Source organism: Olivibacter ginsenosidimutans (assembly GCF_039542865.1).
GTDB lineage: Bacteria > Bacteroidota > Bacteroidia > Sphingobacteriales > Sphingobacteriaceae > Olivibacter > Olivibacter ginsenosidimutans.
The window spans coordinates 166,999-193,683 of the sequence record NZ_BAABIQ010000008.1 but is presented as its reverse complement, the minus strand read 5'-3'; the positions used below and the strand labels follow the sequence as shown (position 1 = coordinate 193,683).

General features: G+C 38.8%; 24 protein-coding genes and 1 other RNA gene. 11 read left to right on the top strand and 14 right to left on the bottom strand.

The genetic code is table 11. From position 1 onward, the window contains the following. The first annotated feature begins 101 nt into the window (after positions 1 to 101). A complete protein-coding gene (locus ABD930_RS08105) occupies positions 102 to 1,355 on the top strand; it encodes a sulfate adenylyltransferase subunit 1 (RefSeq protein WP_345231215.1) in 1,254 nt (417 codons plus the stop codon). 106 nt (positions 1,356 to 1,461) lie between these two features. On the opposite strand, the gene ABD930_RS08100 is transcribed toward ABD930_RS08105, so the two are convergent. The 4 genes from ABD930_RS08100 to trxA all read right to left on the bottom strand — a co-directional run bounded on the left by ABD930_RS08100 (position 1,462) and on the right by trxA (position 4,082). After that, positions 1,462 to 2,100 (bottom strand): outer membrane beta-barrel protein, encoded by a 639-nt coding sequence (locus ABD930_RS08100; protein WP_345231214.1) that lies wholly within the window; start codon positions 2,098 to 2,100, stop codon positions 1,462 to 1,464. A gap of 160 nt (positions 2,101 to 2,260) precedes the next feature. Beyond that, a complete protein-coding gene (gene dinB, locus ABD930_RS08095; RefSeq protein WP_345231213.1) occupies positions 2,261 to 3,325 on the bottom strand; it encodes a DNA polymerase IV in 1,065 nt (354 codons plus the stop codon). A gap of 19 nt (positions 3,326 to 3,344) precedes the next feature. Next, the gene (locus ABD930_RS08090) at positions 3,345 to 3,710 is read right to left on the bottom strand and encodes a response regulator (protein ID WP_345231212.1); all 366 of its coding nucleotides are present in this window, start codon (positions 3,708 to 3,710) and stop codon (positions 3,345 to 3,347) included. Between the two features lie 75 nt (positions 3,711 to 3,785). Next, a complete protein-coding gene (trxA, locus tag ABD930_RS08085) occupies positions 3,786 to 4,082 on the bottom strand; it encodes a thioredoxin (RefSeq protein WP_345231211.1) in 297 nt (98 codons plus the stop codon). A gap of 284 nt (positions 4,083 to 4,366) precedes the next feature. Between trxA and ABD930_RS08080 the strand changes: the two genes are divergently transcribed. From ABD930_RS08080 to ABD930_RS08045, 8 genes are read left to right on the top strand one after another with little or no spacing between them, the layout of a single operon-like run. Further along, complete coding sequence (locus tag ABD930_RS08080; RefSeq protein WP_425571114.1) at positions 4,367 to 5,395, top strand: AAA family ATPase; 1,029 nt, start codon at positions 4,367 to 4,369, stop codon at positions 5,393 to 5,395. Between the two features lie 3 nt (positions 5,396 to 5,398). Continuing rightward, a complete protein-coding gene (locus ABD930_RS08075) occupies positions 5,399 to 6,274 on the top strand; it encodes a DUF58 domain-containing protein (RefSeq protein WP_345231210.1) in 876 nt (291 codons plus the stop codon). Positions 6,275 to 6,278: 4 nt separating this feature from the next. Next, a complete protein-coding gene (locus ABD930_RS08070) occupies positions 6,279 to 7,250 on the top strand; it encodes a hypothetical protein (RefSeq protein WP_345231209.1) in 972 nt (323 codons plus the stop codon). Then, the gene (locus ABD930_RS08065) at positions 7,237 to 8,238 is read left to right on the top strand and encodes a vWA domain-containing protein (RefSeq protein ID WP_345231208.1); all 1,002 of its coding nucleotides are present in this window, start codon (positions 7,237 to 7,239) and stop codon (positions 8,236 to 8,238) included. Before ABD930_RS08070 ends, ABD930_RS08065 begins: the two co-directional genes overlap by 14 nt. Before the next feature lie 5 nt (positions 8,239 to 8,243). Then, entirely contained in the window at positions 8,244 to 9,281 is a 1,038-nt protein-coding gene (locus tag ABD930_RS08060; RefSeq protein ID WP_345231207.1) for a vWA domain-containing protein, read from the top strand. After that, entirely contained in the window at positions 9,278 to 10,057 is a 780-nt protein-coding gene (locus tag ABD930_RS08055; RefSeq protein ID WP_345231206.1) for a tetratricopeptide repeat protein, read from the top strand. Before ABD930_RS08060 ends, ABD930_RS08055 begins: the two co-directional genes overlap by 4 nt. 7 nt (positions 10,058 to 10,064) lie before the next feature. Further along, positions 10,065 to 11,870 (top strand): BatD family protein, encoded by a 1,806-nt coding sequence (locus ABD930_RS08050; RefSeq protein WP_345231205.1) that lies wholly within the window; start codon positions 10,065 to 10,067, stop codon positions 11,868 to 11,870. A 46-nt stretch (positions 11,871 to 11,916) separates the two neighbouring features. Beyond that, positions 11,917 to 12,624 carry a tetratricopeptide repeat protein gene (locus ABD930_RS08045; RefSeq protein WP_345231204.1) on the top strand — a complete coding sequence of 236 codons (708 nt, stop codon included), beginning with the start codon at positions 11,917 to 11,919 and terminating at the stop codon, positions 12,622 to 12,624. Between the two features lie 2 nt (positions 12,625 to 12,626). Here ABD930_RS08045 and ABD930_RS08040 read toward each other — a convergent pair whose 3' ends face one another. Together ABD930_RS08040 and ssrA are read right to left on the bottom strand one after the other, a co-directional pair. After that, positions 12,627 to 13,331: a hypothetical protein gene (locus tag ABD930_RS08040; protein WP_345231203.1), complete on the bottom strand. Its 705-nt coding sequence runs from the start codon at positions 13,329 to 13,331 to the stop codon at positions 12,627 to 12,629. Positions 13,332 to 13,522: 191 nt separating this feature from the next. Continuing rightward, positions 13,523 to 13,891, bottom strand: a transfer-messenger RNA (tmRNA) gene (ssrA, locus tag ABD930_RS08035). Between the two features lie 321 nt (positions 13,892 to 14,212). Here ssrA and ABD930_RS08030 point away from each other — a divergent pair. Continuing rightward, positions 14,213 to 14,425 (top strand): hypothetical protein, encoded by a 213-nt coding sequence (locus tag ABD930_RS08030; RefSeq protein ID WP_345231202.1) that lies wholly within the window; start codon positions 14,213 to 14,215, stop codon positions 14,423 to 14,425. A 111-nt stretch (positions 14,426 to 14,536) separates the two neighbouring features. Here ABD930_RS08030 and ABD930_RS08025 read toward each other — a convergent pair whose 3' ends face one another. Together ABD930_RS08025 and ABD930_RS08020 are read right to left on the bottom strand one after the other, a co-directional pair. Then, a complete protein-coding gene (locus tag ABD930_RS08025) occupies positions 14,537 to 15,739 on the bottom strand; it encodes a pyridoxal phosphate-dependent aminotransferase (RefSeq protein ID WP_345231201.1) in 1,203 nt (400 codons plus the stop codon). A 163-nt stretch (positions 15,740 to 15,902) separates the two neighbouring features. After that, positions 15,903 to 16,283, bottom strand: a complete 381-nt coding sequence (locus ABD930_RS08020; RefSeq protein WP_345231200.1) for a DUF1573 domain-containing protein — start codon at positions 16,281 to 16,283, stop codon at positions 15,903 to 15,905. Positions 16,284 to 16,657: 374 nt separating this feature from the next. Between ABD930_RS08020 and ABD930_RS08015 the strand changes: the two genes are divergently transcribed. Next, the gene (locus ABD930_RS08015; RefSeq protein WP_345231199.1) at positions 16,658 to 19,075 is read left to right on the top strand and encodes an alpha-ketoacid dehydrogenase subunit alpha/beta; all 2,418 of its coding nucleotides are present in this window, start codon (positions 16,658 to 16,660) and stop codon (positions 19,073 to 19,075) included. 94 nt (positions 19,076 to 19,169) lie between these two features. Here ABD930_RS08015 and aroC read toward each other — a convergent pair whose 3' ends face one another. The 6 genes from aroC to ABD930_RS07985 all read right to left on the bottom strand — a co-directional run bounded on the left by aroC (position 19,170) and on the right by ABD930_RS07985 (position 26,330). Further along, positions 19,170 to 20,297, bottom strand: coding sequence for a chorismate synthase (gene aroC / locus ABD930_RS08010; protein WP_345231198.1), 1,128 nt, complete (start codon positions 20,295 to 20,297; stop codon positions 19,170 to 19,172). 45 nt (positions 20,298 to 20,342) lie between these two features. Further along, entirely contained in the window at positions 20,343 to 21,602 is a 1,260-nt protein-coding gene (locus ABD930_RS08005; protein WP_345231197.1) for a 3-phosphoshikimate 1-carboxyvinyltransferase, read from the bottom strand. Further along, positions 21,602 to 22,708, bottom strand: coding sequence for a chorismate mutase (locus ABD930_RS08000; RefSeq protein WP_345231196.1), 1,107 nt, complete (start codon positions 22,706 to 22,708; stop codon positions 21,602 to 21,604). The genes ABD930_RS08005 and ABD930_RS08000 overlap by 1 nt, the downstream gene beginning before the upstream one ends. A gap of 98 nt (positions 22,709 to 22,806) precedes the next feature. Continuing rightward, a complete protein-coding gene (locus ABD930_RS07995) occupies positions 22,807 to 23,634 on the bottom strand; it encodes a prephenate dehydratase (protein WP_345231195.1) in 828 nt (275 codons plus the stop codon). 234 nt (positions 23,635 to 23,868) lie between these two features. Further along, positions 23,869 to 25,227, bottom strand: coding sequence for an ammonium transporter (locus ABD930_RS07990; protein ID WP_345231194.1), 1,359 nt, complete (start codon positions 25,225 to 25,227; stop codon positions 23,869 to 23,871). Between the two features lie 41 nt (positions 25,228 to 25,268). Next, positions 25,269 to 26,330, bottom strand: a complete 1,062-nt coding sequence (locus tag ABD930_RS07985; RefSeq protein ID WP_345231193.1) for an outer membrane beta-barrel protein — start codon at positions 26,328 to 26,330, stop codon at positions 25,269 to 25,271. Positions 26,331 to 26,685 lie beyond the last annotated feature (355 nt).

The window sequence follows — 26,685 nt, the reverse complement described above, 5'->3', positions numbered from 1 at the left end:
CGTCATTTCGACTAAGGTGGAGAGATCTTATCTATAAAGGTCTCTCGATCCTGAGTACTCGGGATCGATATGACGGAGAAGGTACCAAATACTATAAAAAAATGAATATTTTAAAGTTTTTTACGGCAGGTAGTGTTGACGATGGGAAAAGTACACTTATTGGAAGAATGCTTTATGATACTGGTTCTATTTTAGCAGATCAGTTAGAAGCATTACAAAGTTCCAATCGTAAAAATGATGATGGGACAATTGATTTGGCCATTCTTACCGATGGTTTAAGGGCCGAACGAGAGCAGGGTATTACCATTGATGTTGCCTATAAATATTTTCAAACAAAAAAACGTAAGTTTATTATAGCGGATACTCCAGGGCATATTCAATATACCCGTAATATGGTAACAGGAGCCTCTACTGCCGATTTGGCTATCATCTTAATAGATGCCCGCAATGGAGTGGTAGAACAGACAATCAGGCATTCTTATTTGGCTTCACTTTTGGGCATTAAACATATCATCGTATGTGTTAATAAGATGGATATGGTAGACTATAGTGAAACCGTTTTTGATGCGATTGTACAGAAATATAAGGCGCTAGCCCATCAATTGAATTTGCAGGAAGTTATTTATATCCCAGTTAGTGCACTTAAAGGGGATAATGTAGTCGATAAGTCGGAACGGATGATATGGTATACTGGCGATAGCTTGTTACATTATCTGGAAAATGTGGATATCACTGTTGATCAAGATATTGAACAAGCTAGATTTCCAGTGCAATGGGTTATTCGGCCGCAGACAGATGATTTGCACGACTATCGTGGGTATGCAGGGAAAATTGCCAGCGGTACGTTTAAGGTCAATGATGAGATAACAGTTCTTCCTTCTGGACAAAAGTCTGTCATTAGTAAAATAGAACAATTTGATAAGGTATTAGAAGAAGCTTTTGCTGGTCAATCGGTTACCATTCATTTAAAAGATGATATCGATATCAGTAGGGGGGATGTCATCGTTAATAGCCGTAACTTACCTTATCAATCTCAAACCGTTGAGGCAGACTTATGTTGGATGGATACAAGGCCTTTAGATCAGTCTATTACCTATTTTATTCAACATAATAGTAAACTATCCCGCTGTAAAATTCAGGAAATCGTTTATAATGTAGATGTCAATACATTAGAGAAGCATAGTGCCGATGTGTTTAAATTGAACGATATTGGTCGTGTACGGTTAAAAACGGCTGATATACTTCCTTTTGATCTTTACGAAGATAATCGGACCAACGGAGCTGCAATTTTAATTGATGGTCGAAGTAACTTAACCGTAGGAGCGCTGATGTTTAGAACAGCATTGGATTTTTAAGATAAGGGTGTGCTAGTAGCAACAAATTAAACAAGCATATTTTTTAAACAAAAAAGCTATCAAACGATAGCTTTTTTGTTTAAGGTTCCTTATAAATTATTCTCCATTAAATCCGGAATCCTAATCCTACCGTCCAAACACGGTTCGTTTGTTTAACATCCGTTCCTTCATATCGGGTGGCTAAGTTTGTTAACCCTAAGCCGTAACCACCATGGATCATCAAACCGTTGTTGAATTCAAACCCACCAATAAAATTTAAACCAAAATCAGTAGATTTTAAATCCCCATCGCCACCAAACTCAAAGTCTGGAATATCCGTTTCAACAGTACCAGATCCATTTTCAATTTTGTTCTTACCCGAAATACCAAAGGCAACATAAGGTCCAGCGCCTACAAAGAAACTACCAGCCGTCGCTGTTGGGAATTTAGCTACAAAGTTAACCGGTACTTCAATCCACATGGTACTTTGTTTTACTTTATAGTCGCCGTAGTCAGCCAACTTGGCTCCTTTTCCCTGTAAGGATACGCCCGGCTGAACATAAAACCAATCCGTAGCAATTGGCGCATCTAAAAAAGCGGTGATGTGAAAATTGGTTGCAACATCAGATGAAGAACTGCTTCCATTTCCCGATATATTGTACTTTGGAAAGTTCACACCCGCCTTGAGGCCAAATCCCATCTCCTGTTGAGCAAATGCTCCTGTTGCACATAGTAAAGCTGTAATCGATAATAATAACTTTTTCATGATTTTCTTATTTTCTAAATTTGTTGTTGCTAAATAAATTGCAATTGATAAGCCAAAAGAAATAACATGCTGATTTATAATGTGTTTTATGGTTTGATAGATTGGCCTGGCTGTACTTATTTTAAGACACTGAAAACCTTAAAAATAGAAAATGTAACCATCAGAATAGGGATAACTGGTGGTCATTAGACGTGTTTTGCTGAAAATTGGATATTGTAATGCCCAATAACCTAATCCCTCTGTCGGCAATAGGTGCAATTTTTAAAAGATCTAGTGCTATCTGTGGGATTTCTTCTATTACAATTGGTACATGGTGTGTGTAGTTTCGGGTAATCTGTTTGAAGTCTGAAAATTTAATTTTTAACGTCAGTGTATAGCCTCTGACCTGTTTAAGTTCAAGTCTTTTCGCTACTTTAGCTGCAATAATTAATAACTCCTCACGTAAATCGGAAAATTCGAATAGGTCTTCATTAAAGGTGTCTTCTGCGCCAATTGATTTAAGTTCTCTAAAAGGTTGGACAGGTCTATTATCGACGCCACGAACAATATCGTAATAGAAATTTCCAACTTTTCCGAAGCGACTGACTAAATCTGGTTTAGAAAATAGCTTGAGATCTGCGCCGGTATAAATTTGCATGCTATTCATTTTTTTTGCGGTCACTTTTCCGATGCCATGGAATTTTTCTATGGGGAGCTTTTCGATAAACGATTCGACTTTCGACGGGCCAATAAATGTTAGACCATCTGGTTTATTGAGATCTGAAGCGATTTTTGCAACGAACTTGTTCACCGATACACCTGCCGATGCCGTTAAAGAAAGTTCTTTTTTTATGGCGGATTTAATTTCTTGGGCAATTTCAAGGGCAGAACCAATATCAGACTTATCTGTAGTTACGTCTAAATAAGCTTCATCTAGGGATAATGGTTCAATAACATCCGTATAGCGTCTAAAGATTGCGCGAATCTCTTGTGAGACGGCTTTGTAAACATCGAATCTTGGTTTTACAAATAGCACATGAGGGCATAACGCTTGCGCCTTACTCGAAGGCATAGCCGAGTGTATCCCAAAGGCCCTCGCTTCATAACTTGCAGTAGCAACAACTCCACGTTGGTGTGGAAGACCACCAACAACTATCGGACGGTTCTGATAGGTCGCATGATCCCGTTGCTCGATTGATGCATAAAATGCATCCATATCTACATGAATAATCTTACGGAATGCCATGGCATTGATTCACCTACGGTCAACTGCCTTTTAGTAATGATAAGGCTAGCTTTTCTAATTCGTCTAAGTCGAATGGTTTTTTTAAATAGCTATCAGCTCCGGCTTCCTCAGCTAATGCGGGCAAATTGCTATTAGCAGAAAATAAAATAATGGGAATTTGCTGCAAGTGGGGTGTGCCTTTTAGTTCTTGGGTGGCTTTTACACCCCCAAGCCCGGGAATCCAATTATCAATTAAAATGATATTCGGTTGGGCATGTTCTACTTGTTCGATAATATCTTTACTATGTGGTGATGAAATAACGTCGAAGTCGAGATTTTCAAATACTACTGAACAGAAATATAGGATGTCCTCATCATCATCTAAAATAAGAATTTTATTTCGCATGTTAGGATAATTGCTATTTATTCAAAATTAGCGCTTTTTTATGGGTTTTAGTTTATGAAAGTCAATTGATGTAATTTAAGAGTGGGTGTTAATAATCTCTTTCAGGATATGCTGTTGAACGACACCGCTTTGACGCCATTTAATATGTCCTTCCTTGAATAAAATTAGGGTCGGAACACCTTGTATCTGAAAACTGGCTGCAGCCTTTGGGTTTTTGTCTACGTCAACTTTTAAAATGGTAACCTTATCCCCCAAGCTAGACTTAACTTCGTCTAAAATTGGAGCCATTACTTTACATGGCGCACACCACGTTGCAAAAAAATCGACTAGTACTGGGGTTGTTCCTTTAATAAGTTCTGAAAATGTTGCCATTGTCTCTTAAGTTAAATAAATCACTAATTTAAGAAATTACCCTGAATTAGTAATAAAAAAATAAAATACATGGTGGTCAGGTCAACTCTCATCAGAGAATTGGCCGAGATTCTGCCAATATAATCGTGGTAAATTAATCATCTAAAAACTGCATAAGATCAATCATGGTTTGGCAGATTGTAAAAAAACTGCTTTTTTAACATTTTTTAACACGAAATACCATTCAAATCCTTGCACGAAGCCGGAGGTTTGGCTAATTTTCGCAACAGAAATATTCGATACAAATGGAAGATATAAATACCTTAACAGATCATTCATCGTACGGAACAGATATTCGCGCTTTGAATGAAAGGATACAAAAAGAGAGTGCTTTTATAGACCTCCTTTTTATTGAAATGGATAAAGTTATCGTCGGACAACGGTATATGGTTGAACGATTGATGATTGGCTTATTGGCTGATGGGCACATTTTATTGGAGGGAGTGCCCGGATTGGCGAAAACATTGGCCATCAATACCCTAGCTAAATGCATCGATGCCGATTTTAGCCGGATACAATTTACACCCGATCTATTGCCTGCTGATTTGTTAGGTACCATGATCTATAATCAGAAAAAGGAGGAATTTATCGTCCGGAAAGGGCCTTTGTTCTCTAATTTTATTCTGGCTGATGAAATTAACCGTGCACCGGCCAAAGTACAAAGCGCCTTGCTGGAAGCGATGCAAGAACGTCAGGTAACTATTGGCGATAATACCTTTGTACTACCTTCACCCTTCTTGGTTTTAGCAACACAAAATCCGATTGAACAGGAGGGAACGTATCCTCTTCCTGAGGCACAGGTAGACCGTTTTATGTTAAAATTGGTTGTTGGCTATCCCAAAAAAGAAGAAGAAAGAAGAATTATGCGGGCGAATATTGCCCCCCAAGGCATGCCAAAGCCGACTACCATATTGCATCCAGACGATATTCTCAAAGCAAGAAAAGTGGTACGGGAAGTTTATATGGATGAGAAAATTGAGCAGTACATCATAGACATTGTATTTGCTACGCGTTTTCCTGAACAATATAAATTAGCCGATTACAAGAACCTAATTAGTTTCGGCGCTTCACCAAGAGCTAGTATCAACCTTGCCTTGGCCGCTAAAGCCTATGCATTCATTAAGAGACGTGGATATGTGATACCGGAGGATGTGAGAGCAGTTTGTCATGACGTGTTAAGACATCGTATAGGATTAACTTATGAGGCTGAAGCTGAAAATGTAACGTCCGAATCGATCATCACTGGAATCCTAAATGCCGTAGAAGTTCCCTAATTTATGGATACTAAAGAGCTTTTAAAAAAAGTAAGAAAAATTGAAATAAAAACGAGAGGTCTGAGTAATCAGATTTTTTCAGGCGAATACCAGTCGGCCTTTAAAGGACGTGGGATGGCATTCAGCGAGGTTCGGGAATACCAGATGGGTGATGAGATCCGGACGATCGACTGGAATGTGACCGCGCGATTTAATCATCCTTATGTTAAAGTATTTGATGAAGAACGGGAAATGACCGTTATGTTGCTGGTAGATGTAAGTGGTTCAAAGAATTTTGGTACGCAAACACAGCAGAAACAGGAATTGGCTACCGAGGTTTGTGCCGTTTTGGCTTTTTCGGCTATTCAGAACAACGATAAGATAGGAGTGCTTTTTTTTAGTGATCAGATAGAAAAATTTATACCTCCAAAAAAGGGTAGGAGCCATATTTTAATGATTATTCGGGAATTGATTGACTTTAAACCTCAACACAGAGGAACCAATATTGCTGAAGCGTTGCGCTATTTTACGCGTGTAATGAAAAAAAGATGTACTTCATTCCTCATTTCGGATTTTATGAGTACGCCTTTTGAAAATGAGCTCAAAATCGCCAATCGGAAACATGATCTGATAGCGCTACGATTATATGATCTGCATGAAGAGACATTCCCCAATTTAGGTTTGATACCGGTAATGGATGAAGAAAGCGGTGGACTTATTTGGGTAAACACGAGTGATAAAAAAGTAAGGCAAGGCTTTAAGCAAGCTGCGTTGGAACGAAACAGTCAATTAGAAGATTCATTTAGGCGATCAGGAGTCGATTATACAAAAATTGGTACACATCAATCATACATACAGCCGTTGATGACTCTTTTTAAAAAACGTGAAGCCCGAAGATAGAACTATGAAAATGTACATCCATTGGAGCCTGCTTTTCTGCTTAACTTGTGTTGGTTATCACGGACTAGCCCAGGAAATCAAGGTTTCTGCACGTTTAGACACCGCAACCATTTTATTAGGCGACCAGACCAAGTTGCGATTAACCGTTGATTTACCAGCCAGGAAAAACATTATGTTTCCAGATCTTGCTGATACCCTTTCCGCTAAAATACAACTGGTTGATATTGGTAAAATCGATACCTTAAAAGACCAGCAACATCCAGAACAATGGCGGTTGAGCCGATCCTATACCATTACGTCGTTTGACGCTGGTACCCAAACTGTTCCGGCATTCGCCTTTAAAACTGCTGATACAACGTGGAAAACTGATCCATTGCCCTTATTGGTGAAATCTGTTGCCGTAGATACGACAAAAGCTATATACGACATTAAGCAACCTTTGGCAGTATCCTATGGTATAATGGACTGGTTGCGAGACAATCTTGTCTTGGTCTTGCTAATTATATTGAGTATTGTGGCACTTCTAATCGGGATATATTATGTTCGAAAAAGGAGGAAAAAACTTCCCAAAAAAGAACATGAACAGGTGGTTTTGCCAGCAGATGTTGTAGCGTTAACTCAACTTAAAGAATTAAGAGATAAGCAATTGTGGCAACAAGATCAAGTAAAATTGTATTATAGTGAGTTGGCTGATATTATCCGCGAATTTTTAGAAAGAAGATATCAAATCAGGGCTATGGAACAAACATCAGAAGAGATTTTTGTCTTATTGAAATCTAAAGAAATAACGGAAGTGCAACGCGATCGTTTGGTTCAAGTGCTCCGTTTGGCAGATCTTGTAAAGTTTGCTAAGGAACAACCATTACCTGTTGATAACGAGCAAAGTATGGACAATGCTATCCAATTTGTTGAAGATGCGCGAGAACGAAATTTAGAAGCAGAAGATAAATTACCCGAAAGAGATGAACTTGCTTAAAGGAATAACATTCGCTAATCCCAGTTTTTTTTGGTTGCTTCTTCTTATTCCACTCATGGTTGCTTGGTACTGGTGGAGGAATGCACAGCTTCAGGGCAGTTTAAGGATGTCTAATTTTTCTGGATTTTTACGTGTCAGATCGCTTAAATCTAATTTTAGATATTACAGCATCATTTTACGTTCGTTGGCTTTGACGGCTATGGTCATTGCATTAGCTAGGCCGCAATCAGCCCTAAGTTGGCAAAATGCTACAACGGAAGGAATCGATATTATTATTGCAACAGATATTTCGGGAAGTATGCTTTCTGAAGATTTAAAACCGAATAGATTAGAGGCCGGTAAAAATATCGCGATTGATTTTATTAAAGACCGTCCAGACGATCGTATTGGTTTGGTAGTATTTAGTGGAGAAAGTTTTACGCAATGTCCATTAACCATAGATCATGATGTATTGGTCAATCTTTTTCAAGATATCAACAATGGTATGATTGAAGATGGAACGGCAATTGGTATGGGTTTGGCTACAGCTGTCAATAGGCTAAAGGATAGTGAAGCGAAAAGTAAAGTAGTTATTTTACTAACCGACGGCTCTAATACTACAGGTTCAATTCCTCCCATTACCGCCGCAGAAATAGCAAAGAAAATGAATGTACGGGTATACACCGTTGGCGTAGGAACAAAAGGCTATGCGCCTTACCCGGTGCAAACACCATTCGGCATACAACGTCAACAGGTGCCCGTTACGATTGATGAGGCTACTTTAAGTAATATTGCTAAAACTACTGGAGGTAAATATTTTCGGGCAACTGACAATGCTAAACTAAAAGCCATTTATCAACAAATAGACCGATTGGAGAAAGCGAAAATTGCCGTTACACAATACCATAAAAAAACAGAGCGCTTTTTGCCCTTTGCTTTGTTTGCCTTTTTTATATTATTGCTGGAATTTGTGTTTAAAAATACACTGTTTAAAGGAGCTTTGACTTAAATGCTATGTTACGATTTCAATATATACAACTTTTATGGGGATTGGCGTTGATACCGCTATTGGTATTGGTATTTGTATGGATTAGCCGATGGAAGAAAAAGGCACTGAGATCTTTGGGAGATGAGAAGACGGTAAGTCGCATTATACCTCAAGTATCCTTTAGCAGACCTGTCATTAAATTTGTTCTTTTTTCGTTGGCTTTTGCCTCCTTGATTATAGGCATCGCTAATCCACAACTTGGGACCAAGGTTGAAGAAGGCAAAAGAAGCGGATCAGATCTAATGATCCTTTTGGACGTTTCAAACAGTATGCTTGCTGGCGACCTTGCTCCTAGTCGTTTAGAAAACGCGAAAAGAGCTATTTCGCAATTGATCGATCATCTGCATAACGATCGAATAGGGATTATTATTTTTGCAGGAGAAGCCTACGTACAATTACCTATTACGACAGATTATGCTGCGGCTAAACTTTTCTTAAATAATATCAATACGGATATTGTACCTACTCAGGGTACAGCCATTGGTGCTGCCATTAATATGGGCATGAAATCATTCGATCAAACCAGTGGTACATCTAAGGCCATGATTGTGATGACTGATGGTGAGAATCATGAAGACGATGCCGTAGCTGCAGCGAAAGCGGCCGTATCAAAAGATGTAATTATTCATGTTATAGGTTTAGGTTCGCCAGAAGGTGCTCCAGTTCCAATATTTAAAAATGGAAATCCTGTAGGTTTCCATAAAGATGAGCACGGTCAAACAGTCATCAGTAAGCTGAATGAAAATATGTGTAAAGAGATTTCTGCTGTTGGCCATGGTGTCTACGTAAGGGCGTCTAATGCTAATAGCGGTTTAGGTATTGTGATGAATCAGGTCGCTAGTATGGAAAAGAAAACCTATGATACCAAGGTTTTTAAGAATTATGAAGATCGTTTTCAGGTGTTTATTGCCTTGGCTTTGTTATTTTTGGTGTTGGAATTTTTTATTTCCAATCGAAAGAACTTAAAGTGGAGTGCTTGGAATTTATTTGAGGTAAAGTCATGAAGCAGTTTGTGTTATTCTTTTTGATAAGTTTACAGAGCATATATGTTTTTGCTCAGCAGGAGAAGAAGGCTATTTATACCGGTAACCAACTTTACCAACAGCAGAAATATCCGGAAGCTGAACAGTATTACCGGCAGTCGGTCGAAAAATCGCAGACTTCAATAGAAGGTAATTTTAATCTTGGGGATGCATTTTATAAGCAAAAGAAATACGATGATGCCGCCAAAAAATTTACTGATATCGCTTCTTCTTCGGATGATAAACATGTGAAAGCGCAAGCTTATCACAATTTAGGAAACACGTTGTTGGAATCTAAGAAGCTTGAAGAAAGTATAGCAGCTTATAAAAAGTCTTTGTTAAACAATCCGAAGGATGATGAAACACGCTATAACCTGGCTTATGCACAGGAAATGCTAAAAAAACAACAACAAAAGAAAGACAATAAAGATAACGACAAAAACAACAAACAGAATCAAGATAAGCAAGATAAAAACAATCAGCAGGATCAAAATAAAGATAAGAAAGATCAGGATAGCCAAGACAAAAAGAATCAGGATCAACAGCAGAAAGGTGATGATAACAAACAAAATAAGAATCAACCGAATAGTGATCAAGATGAACAGGGAGAACAAAAGCAAGAGCAACCCGATAAACTTTCTAAAGAAGATGCAGAAAGAATGTTAGAGGCATTAAACCACGAAGAGAAGAATACACAAGATAAGCTGAAGAACAAAAAGGCAAAGGGTGTAAAAGGGCGTATAACAAAAGATTGGTAGGAGAAAGATGAAAATAAAATATTTTGCAGTTATCATATTTGCCTTCTGCCTGAGCAACGTTTTTGCCCAAACGGTTGGCTTGGAAGCTTCTGTAAGTAAGCGTACCATTGCTATGGGAGAACCTTTTGAAATTAGTTTCACAGCCAATGGTAATATAGAAAAGTTTAATCCTCCAGGTTTTTCCGACTTTCGTGTTGTAGGTGGGCCAAATCAATCGTCTAGTATGACTTCAATCAATGGAAAGACCACCGTCAGCATCGCCTTAAGCTATGATTTGATAGCGGTTAGAGAGGGCGAATACACTATCGGAACGGCAAGTGCTACCATCGATGGCAAATCGTACCAGTCTAAACCCATCAAAATCAACGTCGTTAAAGGTAATTCGGCATCGCAAAGCAGCGGTAATAATCGGGCTGCCGCACCAGACAATTTAACCACAGGAAATAATTCAGATATTGCTCAACATTTATTTATCAAAGCGGTTGCAAATAAAACGTCCGTTTACCAAGGTGAACAGATTACTGTAACCTATAAATTATATACGAATGTATCCATTGTCGACATCGCCTTGGACAAGTTACCCGACTTCAATGGTTTTTGGAGCCAAGAAATAAAGAATGACAACCAAAATATTCCATGGACACAGGAAACCATTAATGGGACAATTTATCATGTTACGGATATTAAACAGATTATTTTATTTCCGGAGCGATCGGGGAAATTGGCTTTAGACCCCTTGGGAATGACTTTTTTAATTCGTCAGGTTGTTCCTTCTAATGACCCCATCGAACAGATTTTTGGTGGATCTTATAAAGACGTTAAATACAAGATTAAAAGTACTCCTGTTACCATCCATGTAAAATCATTGCCAGAAAATGGCAAGCCCGACAGTTTTCAAGGTGCAGTAGGCAATTTTTCTATCGATGCTGCCATAGACCATTCTGAATTGAAAGCCAATGAAGCGTTAAATTATACACTTAAAGTTTCAGGAACTGGAAATTTAAAGCTATTCCGTTCACCGAAGCTTACTTTTCCTCCAGCCATTGAAGCGTATGATCCAAAAGTGTCGGATAATATACAAGAATCCTTAAATGGTGTTTCAGGAAGTAGAACCTATACTTATCTTTTAATTCCGAGGCATGAAGGTCGTCATACTATCGCACCTTTTGAATTTTCCTATTTTAATCCGGCAACACAAAAATACGTTACGCTTACAACAAAAGGCTATACGTTAGCCGTGGCCAAAGGTGATCCGGCATCGAATGTAACGACCTTTTCTTCCCGTGATCAACAGGAAGTCAAATTATTGGATAAAGATGTTCGATACATTAAGGACACAGATGAATTCAAACTATCAGATAACACCTTCTTCGGTTCGGTAGGATTTTGGGTATTATTGTTTTTAGGTCCGCTGCTATTTATCGCTGCTTGGTTTTATCGGAGCTGGTACCGGAAGCAGCATAAAGATTTAGCGAAAGTTAAAGGAAGAAATGCTAATAAAGTAGCTGCAAAGCATATGGCCAATGCGCATAAACAGTTGCAAAATGGCGATAAAAAGTTGTTTTATGAAGCAGTATATAAAGGTTTATATGGGTATTTAAGCGATAAGTTTACGATTGCCGCGGCCGATCTCAATAAAGAGAATATAGCTGAACAGTTACGATTAAGAGGAAAAAGCGATTCCTTGATTGATCAATTAATCGAAACACTGGATTTATGCGAAATGGCACGATATGCACCTGTTGTCGGGACATCTGAACAAGAAGTATATGAAAAAGCTAAACATATTATCCAAGCAGTTGAAAAAGCATAAAAATCTGATTCTTGGGTTAATAGTAATATTTATACCCCTGTTTTCGATGGGAAAAAACAAGGCGGTAGACCTATTTACCAAAGGGAATAGCCATTACGCGAAGTCAGAATATAAGCAGGCAGCAACCGTCTATGAACAATTATTGAAAGATGGCTTTCAGTCCACTGCCGTTTACTTCAACTTGGGAAATGCCTACTATAAATTAGATGAAATCCCTCTAGCTATTTTGAATTACGAAAAAGCGTATAAACGTTCGCCCAATGATGAAGATATAAAGGTTAATTTACAGTTAGCTAATCAAAAAATAGATGATAAAATAGAAACCGTTCCACCGCTTTTTCTGAATCAATGGTGGCATAGTTTTATTTTGGCTTTTTCGTTAAATGCCTGGTCGGTGTTAGGCACGACGCTGTTTTTCGTGGGTTTCTTGGCTTTAATCGTTTATCTTTTTGCACAAGCAGTAGGGGTTAAAAAAACTGCCTTTTATAGCGGGATAAGTTGTTTAGTGTTGGCTATGGTTTGTTTAATAGCTGCAACTGCACAACAGCGTTATTTTGATAAGCATCAGGAGGCTATTTTATTTTCGGGTGCAGTAAATGTAAAAAGTGCTCCTAATGATCAAACGAAGACTTTGTTTGTTATTCATGAAGGTACAAAAGTGAAGATAGCTAAGCGGGAGGGAGACTGGGTTAAGATTGAGCTCTCCAATGGAAATGTAGGCTGGATTGCTTACAATGATTTACGGATTATTTAACGTTAGTTTGCGATTTCCTGGAGCATCATTTCCTTTTCATCGCTGATGTGGAGATAATGAAATACGTCGAATATAATTTGCGATAGCGTTATTTTCAGTTGATAGCAATTGAAATTGTCGTTCAGTATATAACTTAAACATAGATCTTCGTTGTTTGTTGATTGGAATCCCAGCTTTTTAAGCGAGCTAATCGTCTTATCGCTTATAACATATTGATCGTATAATTGTTGTGTATTTTCCAGTGTAATCAATAATTTTCTGTCAGATAAAAAGAATGTGAGCGATACGTTTTTAGCTTTATCCAAGATTAATATTGCCCGCTTTACTTTTTTTTCTATGATGGCTATGATTGCGCGTTCGAATGCATTATCAGCGGACAAGGATACGATTTCTTTTTTTTGTTCTAACTCCCTTAATTCTTGTTTTAATTTGTTAATCCTTTTCTGGAAATACTGTCGAGCACCCGGGTAGTTTTTTGGAAGATTTTTATAGAGATTAATCCATTGACGAATAGCATTTTTCTGAATAAATAGTGGATCAGCCAACATTTTATGTATTTCTAAGGTGTTTTGAAGTCTATAAAGTGCAAGCTGATTATAATGGGCTGCCAAAAAATCGTTTTCGTTCAGTGCCTGTTTCAATTGTAACCCAAGCTGTTTTTCTTCTTTCTCATACCAACGTATAAGTGTTTTGAGCTTTTTATCCATGGTATTGGCTTGTTTTATTAAAATAGAGAAGCTAGCTATTATCAAATTTAAATAAATGTAATGTCATCATCAAAATTTGTTAAGAGGATGTATATATTTATAATTGATTACAGCACACACATATGGAAACTATCATCCTATGATAGGGACTAAAACAATAAAACCCGGCTATTGCCGAGTTTTATTTGATTTAGTGGAGTCGGAGGGATTCGAACCCTCGTCCAAACATGGTACAGTGTACGCTTTCTACATGCTTAGCTTCCGTTTAATTGTCGGGAAGTAGAAGGTCGGTCGCTTACCTATACTATCTTCCGTAGACACGATTATTTTCGCCAGCTTATCATGCCCCTAAGTTGACTAGCTTAGTTATTCGATGCTCCGGATGTTGCGGCACTAAGCTCACCGCAACGGAACAAAAGCTATGCTAATTCTAAATTAGGCAGCTAAGGCGTAGTTATTTTCGCCATTTATAAAGTTGAAAGTTCAGATTTAAGTGCTAGACTAACAACGCACTGCATGCTTACATAACCGTCTCCATCCTGTCAATTCCGGTCGACCCCATATAAGTAAATACAAAGGTACGGCTTTCGGTAATAATAAAAAAGCTTTAAACCTGAATTCGATTATTCTTTATGCGCTCAGAAATTCAATGGCAAATCAAGGTGAGGTGCCTTTACAGTGGGAGGCTAGTCGAAGTGTAGTGGGAGAGCGGATGCCAACATGATCAGATAAGTTTAGACGAATAATGACTGGGAAGAATAGACGCTTCATACTTAATTTTTCAAAAATTATACATACGCTTGTTACATTTCTTTTCAAATGTTCGTTATAAAATAAGGTTTGTTAAAATGAAGTAAGTAAATATTTAAATTGAACAAATTATGCAGCGTTTTTGGATGAAAGTAAGAGGTGATTTTTATAATGTGCATATGATCACTAAACAGGGAATGCAACTATGCATGGTAGATATTATGAACGAGCAAGTTACATTTAAGTTTCGGGAAAGTGAAGCTTGTCATTTTCAGGCAAAACGAGTTGACCAAGGTTTATTGAAAGAATTTGCATTTAAAATTGAAAACTTTTTGCAGAGTTAAACAATTCTCAAAAGCCGGATTACTAAGCAAGCATATTAATTGAATACGCATCAAGCTATCAATAATGGTTTGATGCGTATTCTGCTGGTAAAGAATTGATGCTTGGTTAATTTAGCATATCGTTCTACCTGGATATTCGGCTAACCCTTTTTCCAGACATTTCAAGGCTTCTGTTAAATCTTCCTGCCGCAGTACGTATGCTAGTCGTACTTGCTGTTTTCCTGCCATGGCATCGGAATAAAAACCAGTTGCTGGGGCCATCATAACCGTTTTATCTTCGTATGAAAAACTTTCTAGTATCCACTGACAAAACTTATCGGCATCATCTATCGGTAATTGTGCCAGTACATAAAAAGCACCTCCAGGAGTCGGGCAGTAAACGCCTGGAATTTTATTTAAACCATCAACCAGCAAATTTCTCCGGCCAGTGTATTCACGAACAACCTTTTCAAAATAACTTTTAGGAGTATCTAAAGCGGCCTCGGCAGCTATTTGGGCAACGGCCGGAGGACTTAAACGTGCTTGCGCGAATTTTAGGCCCGCCTCTAAGACTCCTTGGTTTTTGGTTATTAAACATCCTAACCGGGCACCGCAAGCACTATATCTTTTAGACACGGTATCGATTAGAATTACATGTTCATCTATCCCCTCAAAATGCATAGGTGAAATAAATTCGTTGCCATCGTAACAGAATTCTCGATAGGCTTCATCAGAAATAAGGTATAGATCGTACTTTAAACATAATGCCTTTAGCGCGAGTAGCTCCTGTTTGGAATATAAATATCCTGTAGGATTATTGGGGTTGCAGATAACGATTCCTTTCGTTTTGGTATTGATTAAACGCTCGAATTCACCGATATCCGGTAAGGCAAAACCGGTGTCGATAGTGGATAATATTGGAACAACCTCCACATCTGCTAAACAAGCAAAGCTACTATAATTTGCGTAAAATGGCTCCGGTATGATTACTTCATCTCCGGGATTGAAGCACGTAAGCATCGCAATAGTTAATGCTTCAGATCCTCCATCGGTTACTAATATATGAGAGGCATTAATATTATAGCCTAAGTTGTTGTAGTATGTTGCCAGTTTTTCCCGATAACTGGTATACCCTTGAGATGGTGTGTAAGCCCATACTTTAAAGTCAATGTTTTTTACGGCATTTAGCATCACTTCAGGTGTCTCAATATCGGGTTGCCCGATATTGAGATGGAATACTTTTATACCCTTCGCCTTTGCTAAATCGGCATATGGTGTTAACTTCCTAATTGGCGAAGCGGGGATTAATTTTCCTTTTTCAGATATTGTTGGCATCGTTTTTCGTTGTGATTCTAAGCGCAAACTTAGAGAAAAAGCTTTGCATTTTCCTATATATTGTAGGAAAATAAGGAGCCGTGAAACATAAAAAAGCCATCTGTATCGCAGATGGCTTTTTTTTCTTGGATGATAACTTTAGACGTTCCGTATAGTCCAATAACTATTTTACAACTTCTCCTTTAATATATAGGGATTTGAGTGGTGTTTTAGCATTAGAACGAATGGTTACCGACTTGCTGAAGGGAGCTACCTGAGCAGCATTGAAGGTTACACTAATCGTTCCTTGCTCACCAGGTTTTACAGGTGCATTGGTATATTTGGGAACGGTACAGCCACAAGAAGACTCTACTTTAGTGATGATCAATGGCTCTGTACCGGCATTAGTAAACTTAAATTCATATGATACCGGCTTGCCTTGAGGTATTTTACCGAAATCGTAGGTTTCCTTTTCAAACTTAAACTCAGCATTGCTGTCTTGTTTCAACGCGCTAAAGCTTGCAAAAGCAATTACTAGCGATAAAATAGTTAAAAATTTTTTCATTTTTCTATTTGTTAAATGTGCTAACACACGTTTGTTTATGGAAATGATACGTCCACAACGTTTACGTATATTAGATGCTTCTATAAATTTACAACAAAAATATTATAATTGGCAATTATAATGCCAATAAACTACGTAATATATTTGTTTCTAAAGAAGAAGAAGGGTGTTTGATGAGAACTTTAGTCGTGCATAAGATGTTCAATGGCAGGAGATAAAGATTAAATGCTCAGGTTAAATGGTCAATTGCCATCAGTTTGAAATTTTGTTTGTTGTTTGAGACTTATTTTGAAATAGCCTTGGGAATGAATGTGCCCGTGCAGAATTTTATATAATTTTTTATTACTTTTGAATTTTAAGCACAAATTCTGGATATGTCAGATACCAATTTGAAATATACCGATCCTATCGATACATCAAAATTGAGCTTTGCTGATTTTAAGGCAATGGTATTAAATGATTACCATATCGTTTGTGAAAGTAGGGAAGCTAGTTTATTGGGAAGAAAAGAGGTGTTAACCGGTAAAGCTAAGTTTGGAATATTTGGTGACGGCAAGGAAGTTGCGCAGGTAGCCATGGCAAAGGCTTTCAGAAATGGCGACTGGCGTTCAGGATATTACAGAGACCAGACTTTTGCCTTTGCCACCGGAATTTCGAATATTTATGAGTTCTTTTCTCAGATGTATGCACATCCGGATATTCAAGCAGAGCCTGCCTCAGGTGGACGGATGATGAATGGTCATTTTGCTACACGTGAATTGACTGCCGATGGCCATTGGCTTAATCAAATGGCACTTAAAAATTCTTCTGCTGATATTTCCACTACCGGTGGCCAAATTCCTAGACTGTTAGGCTTAGCACAAGCATCAAAAATATACCGTCAAAACAAAGACTTAGCGTATTTAACGCACTTTTCTAATAATGGAAATGAAGTAGCCTTTGGCACCATTGGCAATGCTTCTACTTCTGAAGGGGTGTTTTTCGAAGCCTTCAATGCTGCTGGTGTTTTACAAATTCCATTGGCTATATCCGTTTGGGATGATGGCTATGGCATTTCTGTGCCTAATAAATATCAAACAACGAAAGAAGATATTTCTGAGGTATTGAAAGGATTTCAGCGTGATGACAAAGGCAATGGTTACGAAATATTTAAAGTGAGGGGGTGGGATTACCCAGGGCTTTGTGAAACCTATGAACAAGCCATCCGAATATGTAGAGAAGAACACGTTCCTGTATTTATCCATGTAACGGAAATGACACAACCACAGGGACATTCTACTTCCGGATCACATGAACGATATAAATCTCGGGAAAGGTTGTTGTGGGAAGAAGAATACGATTGTGTGGCACAGATGCGTAAATGGATGCTAGAATCGGCTATTGCTACTGAAAAGGAGCTGATTGCCATTGAAGAACAGGCAAAAACGTTTGTTAAAAGTGAGCAAGTAAGGGCTTGGAATGATTATGTGGAGGCATTTGCAGAAGAAAAAGCCACTGCAATCCGTTTACTAAGGGCAATAGATTATAAACCTGTACAGCATTTGGCTACCCGATTAGAAAAAATCAAAGAACCTAACCTGAAACAGATTTATGGCACTGTGCGTAAAGCAATAAGAGAGCTTAGAGCATACCAGAACCCTCAAAAGGAAAGCCTTATCCAGTGGTATAAGGCACAGCAGCGCGTAAATCATGATCGCTATAATTCAACCTTATTTACCGAGACTAGTGAGTCTCCAAAGTATATAGAAGTTATCCCTGCAGCTTATGAGGAAAAAGCTAAAATGGTAGATGGGCGTGAGGTGCTAAATGCCTGCTTTGCTGCTAATTTTGAAAGAGAACCGCGATTGCTGGCGTTTGGTGAAGATTTAGGGGCTATAGGAGATGTAAACCAAGGTTTCGCAGGTTTACAGGCTAGATTCGGTGAGCACCGCATTTTTGACACCGGAATTAGAGAGACGGCCATCATAGGTGAGGGAGTGGGTATGGCTTTAAGAGGTCTAAAACCCATTGCAGAAATTCAATATGTAGATTACTTGCTTTACGGTTTAACTGTTCTGAGTGACGATCTAGCTTGTCTTAGTTATCGTACTAAAGGTGGGCAAAAGGCTCCGTTAATCATTCGGACGCGAGGCCATCGTTTAGAGGGGATTTGGCATTCTGGTTCGCCAATGGCTATGATTCTAGGTTCATTGAGGGGGTTGCATGTATGCGTACCGCGTAATATGACGCAAGCTGCGGGTATGTATAATACCCTGATTCGTTCGGATGAACCTGCTTTGGTCATTGAATGCCTAAACGGTTATCGACTGAAAGAACGCATGCCCTCCAATATCGGCGATTTTACCGTTTCATTGGGAGTGGCAGAATTGATTAGAGAAGGTGCTGATGTAACCGTGGTGTCTTATGGATCTACTCTTCGTTTAGTGCAAGAAGCGGCAGTCGAGTTGAATGAAATGGGGATTTCTATTGAAATTATTGATCCACAAACATTACAACCTTTTGATGTAGAACATCTTTGTGCGCAATCGCTGCGTAAAACCAATAAATTATTAGTTGTTGATGAAGATGTTCCTGGAGGAGCATCGGCCTTTATTCTGCAACAGATTTTAGAAGAACAAAAAGGTTATTATAGTTTAGATAGTCAACCAAGAACATTGTCAGCAAAACCGCATAGGCCTCCTTATGGAACGGATGGAGACTACTTTACTAAACCTTCGATGGATGATATCATCGAAATGGTTTGTGAGATTATGCATGAATCAAACCCGGATAAATTTCCTAATTTGTTTTAACGGATAAAGAGGTAGTCTACAAGGAAACACAAGGCTATTATTCCTCCTCACAATGAATGTTTCATCACTGCGAGGAAGAATGGCGAAGCAGTCTTCAGGATAGGGTCTTCAGAAGATTACTTTCTGAATCGCCTATTGTCAGATTCCTCAAGTAATGGTCAACAATAACCAGTGCTGCCATTGCTTCAACAATCGCCACAGCTCTGGGTACGACGCATGGATCATGTCGTCCTTTTCCCGTAATTTCCGTCTCGTCTCCCGAGGTATTAATAGTCATTTGCGCTTTCATTAGGGTGGCTACGGGTTTAAAAGCAACCCTGAAATTAATATCCATCCCATTAGAAATACCGCCCTGTATGCCACCGGAGAAATTAGTCCGTGTTTTTAATGATTGTGCTTTATGGTCAGGATTGATAAATAGATCGTTATGTGCTGAACCACGCATAGACGCTCCTTCAAAACCTGAACCATATTCAAAACCGTGTACAGCATTAATGCTTAACATAGCTTTCCCTAAGTCTGCATGTAATTTATCAAACACGGGTTCTCCTAAACCAACAGGAACACCTCTAATGACGGTACTAATAATTCCCCCAACGGTATCACCGTCTTTCCGAACAGCATCGATAAAAGCGATCATCTGGTTCGCGGTTGCAGGATCAGCACAACGTACAATATTTTGCTCGCGTATAGTTATCAGCTCAGGAATACTAAGGTCGCCTAAGTTTGGTGCCTGAATATCTCCGACAGCCGATACATGGGCAAATATCGCTATCCCTAATTGTTGTAAATAGCTTTTGGCAATTGCTCCAGCGGCTACGCGTGCTGCGGTTTCGCGTGCAGAAGAGCGTCCTCCTCCTCTGTAATCACGTATGCCGTATTTCGTTTGATAGGTGTAATCAGCATGTGATGGCCGATACTTATCTTGGATGTGCATATAATCTTTTGACCGCTGATCCTCATTTGGAATAAGCATGGCCAAGGGCGTTCCAGTGGTTTTTCCTTCAAAAACACCGGAGAGTATTTTCACCGTGTCGCTTTCTTTACGTTGCGTGGTAATTTTAGATTGACCCGGCTTACGTTTATCTAATTCTGCCTGTATAAAATCCAAGTCTATTACAATATTTGGTGGACATCCATCAATAATGACACCGATGGCTTCCCCATGGGATTCTCCAAAAGTAGTTATCCGAAAAACCTGTCCAAATGAATTTCCTGCCATTTGTTTTTATGTTGAAATCGCTATGTTGAAAAATAAAATTAAAATCTACTGCAGCACATAACCAAAATTTGCTTTCGCCAAATGTTCCCAGAATGTAGGATAAGATTTACCCACCACCTTTGGTTCTTCAATAATCAGTTCCTTAAACACTATTGCTAACGGAGCGAAGGCCATGGCCATTCGGTGGTCCTCGTAAGTTTTGATTTTTACGCTTGCCGGATTTGTTCTAGATGTCGTGTCTAGGTGATAGGTGCCTAGATCTTCTTCATTTAGGGTGATACTGAATTTAGCCAGCTCCTGTTGAAGTGCCAAAATACGATCGGTTTCTTTTATTTTTAAGGTTTCCAACCCCGTAAAATGTGCATTGTAGCCTAAGGCAGCACAACAAGCAATAACCGTTTGTGCGAGATCGGGGCACTCCTTGAAATTAAAGAAGCGCTCGCCACCAGTCGTACTTACTTTTTCCAGTGTTACGCCATTATTTTCAAAACGGGAACTTACACCAAAATGCCGCATGATATCCACAATTGCCCGGTCTCCCTGTAGGCTATTGTTTTTTAAACCCGGTAAAAATATGGAACTTCCTATAGGCGATAGGGCAATAACCGAATACCAATAAGAAGCGGCACTCCAATCCGGCTCAACTGTTAAAACCGACTCTTTGATTTCCTGGTGCTTGATGGTAATATTGTTTTCTTCCCAAAGGTAATCTACGCCAATTTCTTTCAGCATATCTAAAGTCATGCTTACATAGGGTTTCGATGTTAACGGACTGGATATCGTTAAAGTAAGGCCGTTGGGGAGAAAAGGTGCAATAAGCAGCAATGCCGAAAGGTATTGGCTGCTTACATCACCCCTAATAGTTATCTGATCGCTTATTTGGCTAAAAGCACCTTTAATGTCCAGTGGGGGATAACCAGCTGTGCCTGCATAATTTATGTTGGCGCCGATACCTGTTAAGGCATCAACCAAAATTCCAATGGGGCGTTGTTTCATCCGCTCGGATCCGGTGAGCAAAAAATGCCCCGGGATTAAAGAAAGGTAAGCCGTCAGAAATCGCATGGCCGTACCAGCTGGCCCAATATCTATTGTCTGTAATGTATCGATACTTTTAGTAGCGATTTGTAAGGCCTTTTGTAAGGTCGTTGTATCATCTGCATGCGATAAATTTTGAATGCGGACTTTCCCTTTACTTAATGCATTTAAAATAAGGGCCCGGTTACTTTCGCTTTTGGAACCTGTTAATGGAATCGTTGCCTTTATACAACCTCCTTGATGAGTTAAGCTTAAGATTTCCGTATCCATTAGGCCTCCACAGAAGGTTTGGCATTCATAATCAAATTTTGCTTTCTAATCGATTCACCGTGTATAAGTTCTAAAAGTTTTACGGTGAATTCCTCATCAAGATTTAATGCTTTAGCCAATTTGCTGCGTTGCTCAATAATTTCTTCCCAGCGGTTAACTTGTAAGATCGTAACTTTGTTATCCCGTTTGTATTCGCCAATCTTCTCACTGATTTTCATGCGATCGGCCACATTTTTAATAAGTTGTACGTCAAGGGCATCTATCTCTTTCCGAAGTTCGGCTAATTTATCTTCAAATGCAGGATCGTTTGACTCGGCTTTTCGAAGCGATAAGTTGTTGATGATTTCTGCTAAAGCCGCAGGAGTTACTTGTTGTTTGGCATCTGTCCAAGCCACAGAAGGATCGATGTGTGCTTCAATAATAAAGCCTTGCATATCTAAATCGACTGCCTTTTGTGCAACATATGGAATAAGCTCACGCGTTCCACAGATATGACTTGGATCGTTAATAATAGGGAGTTCTGGAGCAATGGTCTTGAGTTGAATGGCTAGATCCCACATTGGTTCATTACGAAAAGCTGTTTTTTCATACGAAGAAAATCCACGATGTATGGCTCCTAATTTTTTGATACCTGCACGATTGATCCGTTCCAACGCGCCGATCCATAAGGAAAGATCTGGATTGACGGGATTTTTTACGAAAACTGGAACATCAATGCCTTTTAACGCATCTGCTATTTCTTGAACGGTAAATGGATTTGCTGTTGATCGCGCACCAACCCATAGGATATCTACTCCGGCGGCCAAGGCTTCTTCCACGTGTTTAGCTGTAGCTACCTCAGTAGCCGTAAGTAAGCCCGTTTCTTCCTTAGCGCGCTTTAGCCATTCTAGACCAATGCTTCCTATACCTTCAAATTCGCCTGGACGAGTACGGGGTTTCCAAATACCCGCACGTAATACAGAAATTTTACCTGTGGCCGCTAGCAGATGTGCTGTTGCCACTAATTGTTCCTCCGTTTCTGCGCTGCAGGGACCTGCTATTACTAAAGGTTCTTTTCCTGTAGCTAACCAAGAGCTTAAAGGCTCGATGTCTAAATTCAATTTCATTGTTTGTTTTTTTAGTTTGTATGAAATATCCAATGGCAAGCTTGCTTTTGAAAGATATTTCCTGTGTATAAATGTTTGTTCTTATATTGTTTTCTTGATTATACTTTATCGTTCTTTACATACTCCCCTAGAATATTGAAGTTGATGGTATGCTTTAACGTTTTTCGGATAGCTGCATCGTAATTACTTTGTTTTTTCCATTCAATATCTACATAGAAATCGTATTCATTGCGTTTTCCGAGTACAGGCATGGATTGAATCTTACTCATATTGATTTGCTCTTCTGCAAAGAAGGTAAGCACTTTGGCTAAGGATCCGATGCTATTGTCTGTTTGAAACAATAAGGTAGCTTTATTTGCTTTCGGGTTTTCGGTTTTTTCTTTGGATAGGATGAGGAAGCGCGTGTAGTTCTTTTTATTGGTTTCGATGCGCCTGTCGATAATCTCTAATCCATATAGTTTTGCCGCCAGCTGATTGGCAACCGCAGCCGTATCGGTTAATTTATTTTCGGCAATTTTTTTTGCGCAGGAGGCCGTATCAGTGCCTTCCGAGACTTTGATGGTCGCATGTTCTTCTAGATAATCGGCACATTGACGTAGTGCTATAGGATGAGACTCAATTTTTTTTATCTCTTCTAATTTTACGCCAGGTAAAGCGAGTAGGTGCAGCTGTATACTGAGGTAAATTTCTCCTACGATAGGAAAGTGATAGTCGTGCAGTAAGGTATAATTAGGTAGTAAACTGCCGGCAATCGAATTTTCTATTGCCATAACTACGTAATCGGCTTCGTTTTTTCTTAATGCCTCACAGGTATGTTTAAACGTTTCACATTCAACTGTTTCAATGTCTTTTCCGAAATATTTGAAGGCTGCCTCTTCATGGAATGAAGCTCTTGTACCTTGGATTGCTACTCGTATTTTGCTCATTTTTAATTTTAAAAAAAAAGTCCCGGTTACTCACCGGGACTTTCTTATACATTTTAATTCTTTATATATGCATATTAATCCCGGCCCTTACTGCTAAAGTAAAAGTAACCAAAGAACCAATATGCACCTGTGTTTTTCATTTTTTCCTTTTGATAAGGCAAATATATGCAAGAATTATTGTGAAACAAGAAAAAAAATAAAAAAAATATATTGAAGCATTACAGAGTACTTCGTTTACGCACTAGGCGAACTAATCAAGGTTCCTTGTGTGTAATGTTCATTATGTTGTGTGGTATCTAATCCAAGATCTTCTTCTTCAGAAGTAACACGCAATGGCTGGATAAGGTTAATGATTTTAAAGATAATGAATGATACCACAAAGCTAAAAACAACGACAATTACCATTGCTTTTAATTGAGTAAAGAAAAATTCCAGATTACCATAAAAGAGCCCATCGTTGCCTGCTCCATTGACATCTTTGGTCGCAAAGATACCGGTCATTAACATACCAACCATGCCCCCTACACCATGACAAGGGAATACGTCCAAGGTGTCATCTAAAGCCGTTTTTGATTTCCATTGTACAACTAGGTTAGAAATGATAGCCGCAATGGCGCCGATAAAGATACTCTGTGGGATAGCAACGAAGCCTGCTGCTGGTGTGATAGCAACCAATCCAACAACGGCTCCTATACAAAAACCTAATACGGACGGTTTTTTTCCTTTAATAACATCGAAAAACATCCAGGATAAACCGGCTGCGCCAGCGGCGGTATTGGTAGTCCCGAAAGCAGATACAGCAAGATCTCCTGCAGATAAAGCAGATCCAGCGTTAAAACCAAACCACCCAAACCATAGTAAGCCTGTACCTATTAATACATAAGGAATATTTGCAGGCGGAACTTCTTGATGCTCCAAATGTGATTTTCTGCGCTTCAACACTAAAGCACCAGCTAATGCAGCACAGCCTGCAGAAATATGCACTACCGTTCCACCAGCAAAGTCAAGTACACCCATTTTGGCTAAAAAGCCATCAGGATGCCAACTCCAATGCGCTAGTGGCGCATAAACAAATAGGCAGAATAGCACAATAAATAGGATGTAGGAGGTAAACCTAATCCGTTCAGCAACAGCTCCGACGACTAGTCCAGGAGTAATAATAGCAAACATTAATTGAAATAGTGCAAATAAAGAAAGTGGGATGGTTGGTCCTCCTGGCCATGGTGCTCCAGAAATAACGTTGTTAAAGAATAGGTATGTTTTAGGATCGCCGATGAAGCCACCGATAGAATCACCAAAACAAAGGCTAAATCCGACGATGATCCATAAAACACTTACTATTCCTGCTGCAACTACACTCTTAATCATCGTAGAGAGCACATTTTTACGATGAACCATACCGCCGTAAAAAAAAGCTAGGCCGGGTGTCATTAAAAATACTAAGGCCGCCGCCGTGATAATCCAAGCGATATCGGCGCCATTATAAACACCTTCGCCATTAAATGCAGCTACTGGCTGAACAAAAATTGAGGCAATAGCCAATACGATCAGGATTAAAAATGGTGCTGATCGTTTAATTGAATTTGTTTCCATAATTATATATTAAGCGTTATTTTATTTTTTATATTGATGGTTTAAAATGCGTATACAGCTGCTATTGAAAACTGAGAGGCATTTTTAGTAGGGCTTAGATCTTTTTTCATAAACATTTCGCCAGATCCTTTGTCAAATCGTACTTCTGGTATTAGGGTTAATGGGCCAGCTTTTATATTACCGCTAAGTGTTACCGCTTTTACAGAACTTCCTGCTACCGTTACTTCATCCTCTTTGGTGTCCTTATTTTTAAAATATTCTCCACGAATACCTAAGCTCGCTACATCTGAAAAGGCATATTGAGCGTAAAGTGCCCCACCATGATAACCTCCTTCTTCGTCCGATATTTTGTAATTGGCGCCATTTAAGCCCAATTTGAAGGCTTCAGTAATCTGGTAAGAAGTTGTTAAATCGAAGATTGTTCCTGTTCCGCTTGCTTCGGGGGCGGAATGTCCACTAAGGAAATTAAAATAAGCATCCCATCCATCCAATGGCGAAAGGTGTAGCTGTGCGCCTACGTGTGAAACGCCGTTGAAATCTTCGTATTCATTCCAATCGTTGAAAAGTCCAACCATCAGGCTTACCTGATCAGAGAATGTGTAAGTACCTTTTATGCCCGCATTTTGAAAGGGACCCATAGAAAACAGGTAGGAAGTGGAATAATTGAAGTTTCCGGTTGGAGAGATGATTTCGTAGCCGATAAATGTGCCCATAAACCCTGCGGTCATGGAAAATTTATCTGTGAAATCATAACTTACATAAAGATTTTGTAAATGAAAGGAATCTCCACCTTTTCCGGCAAGCAAAGATTGTTCTTGTCCCCTTGGGCCGAAAGCAACCTCTCCAACGAAAGATGCTTTATTCACTTTTTTACTGATTGCTAAGTCTAGCATACCCAACGATATAGAATTCTGTTCGTTGGCAAAGGCTGTAGGGATGTTAGAAGTACCATCTTCCGACCGATAACCCGAGAAATCGTATTTGTAATACAAATCAGCAGAACCGGTAATGGTTAAGGTATTATTGTCATCGTCTTGTGCATTTGCGCCTAAGGCAGCGGCACAAAATAATAATGTTGAAGAGATTTTGGTAATGGATTTCATTTTTTGAAATTGGTTTACAGTGTTTGGATAATTTGATAATGGTGATAATGGTTTTTAACATGTTTAAATTGTCGTCATAGGCAGTTTTTTTAAGTGTTGAATTTTGATTTTTATTGATTTTGGTGATTATTTTTTAATGTTATGCATTTTTTTGGTTTGTTTTTTTGTATATATATACATATTTTTTTGTCAAATCTATAATAGTTATATCATATTTCAAAGAAATATATATTTTTTATGCTTTTTTTTTAAAAAATGCTCTTTTTATTGTTTTTTGACTATATTTTATTTTGTTTTATTATTCATTATTGGTTTTTTTCTATAAAAAATATTTTAAATATGGTGTTTTGTTGTT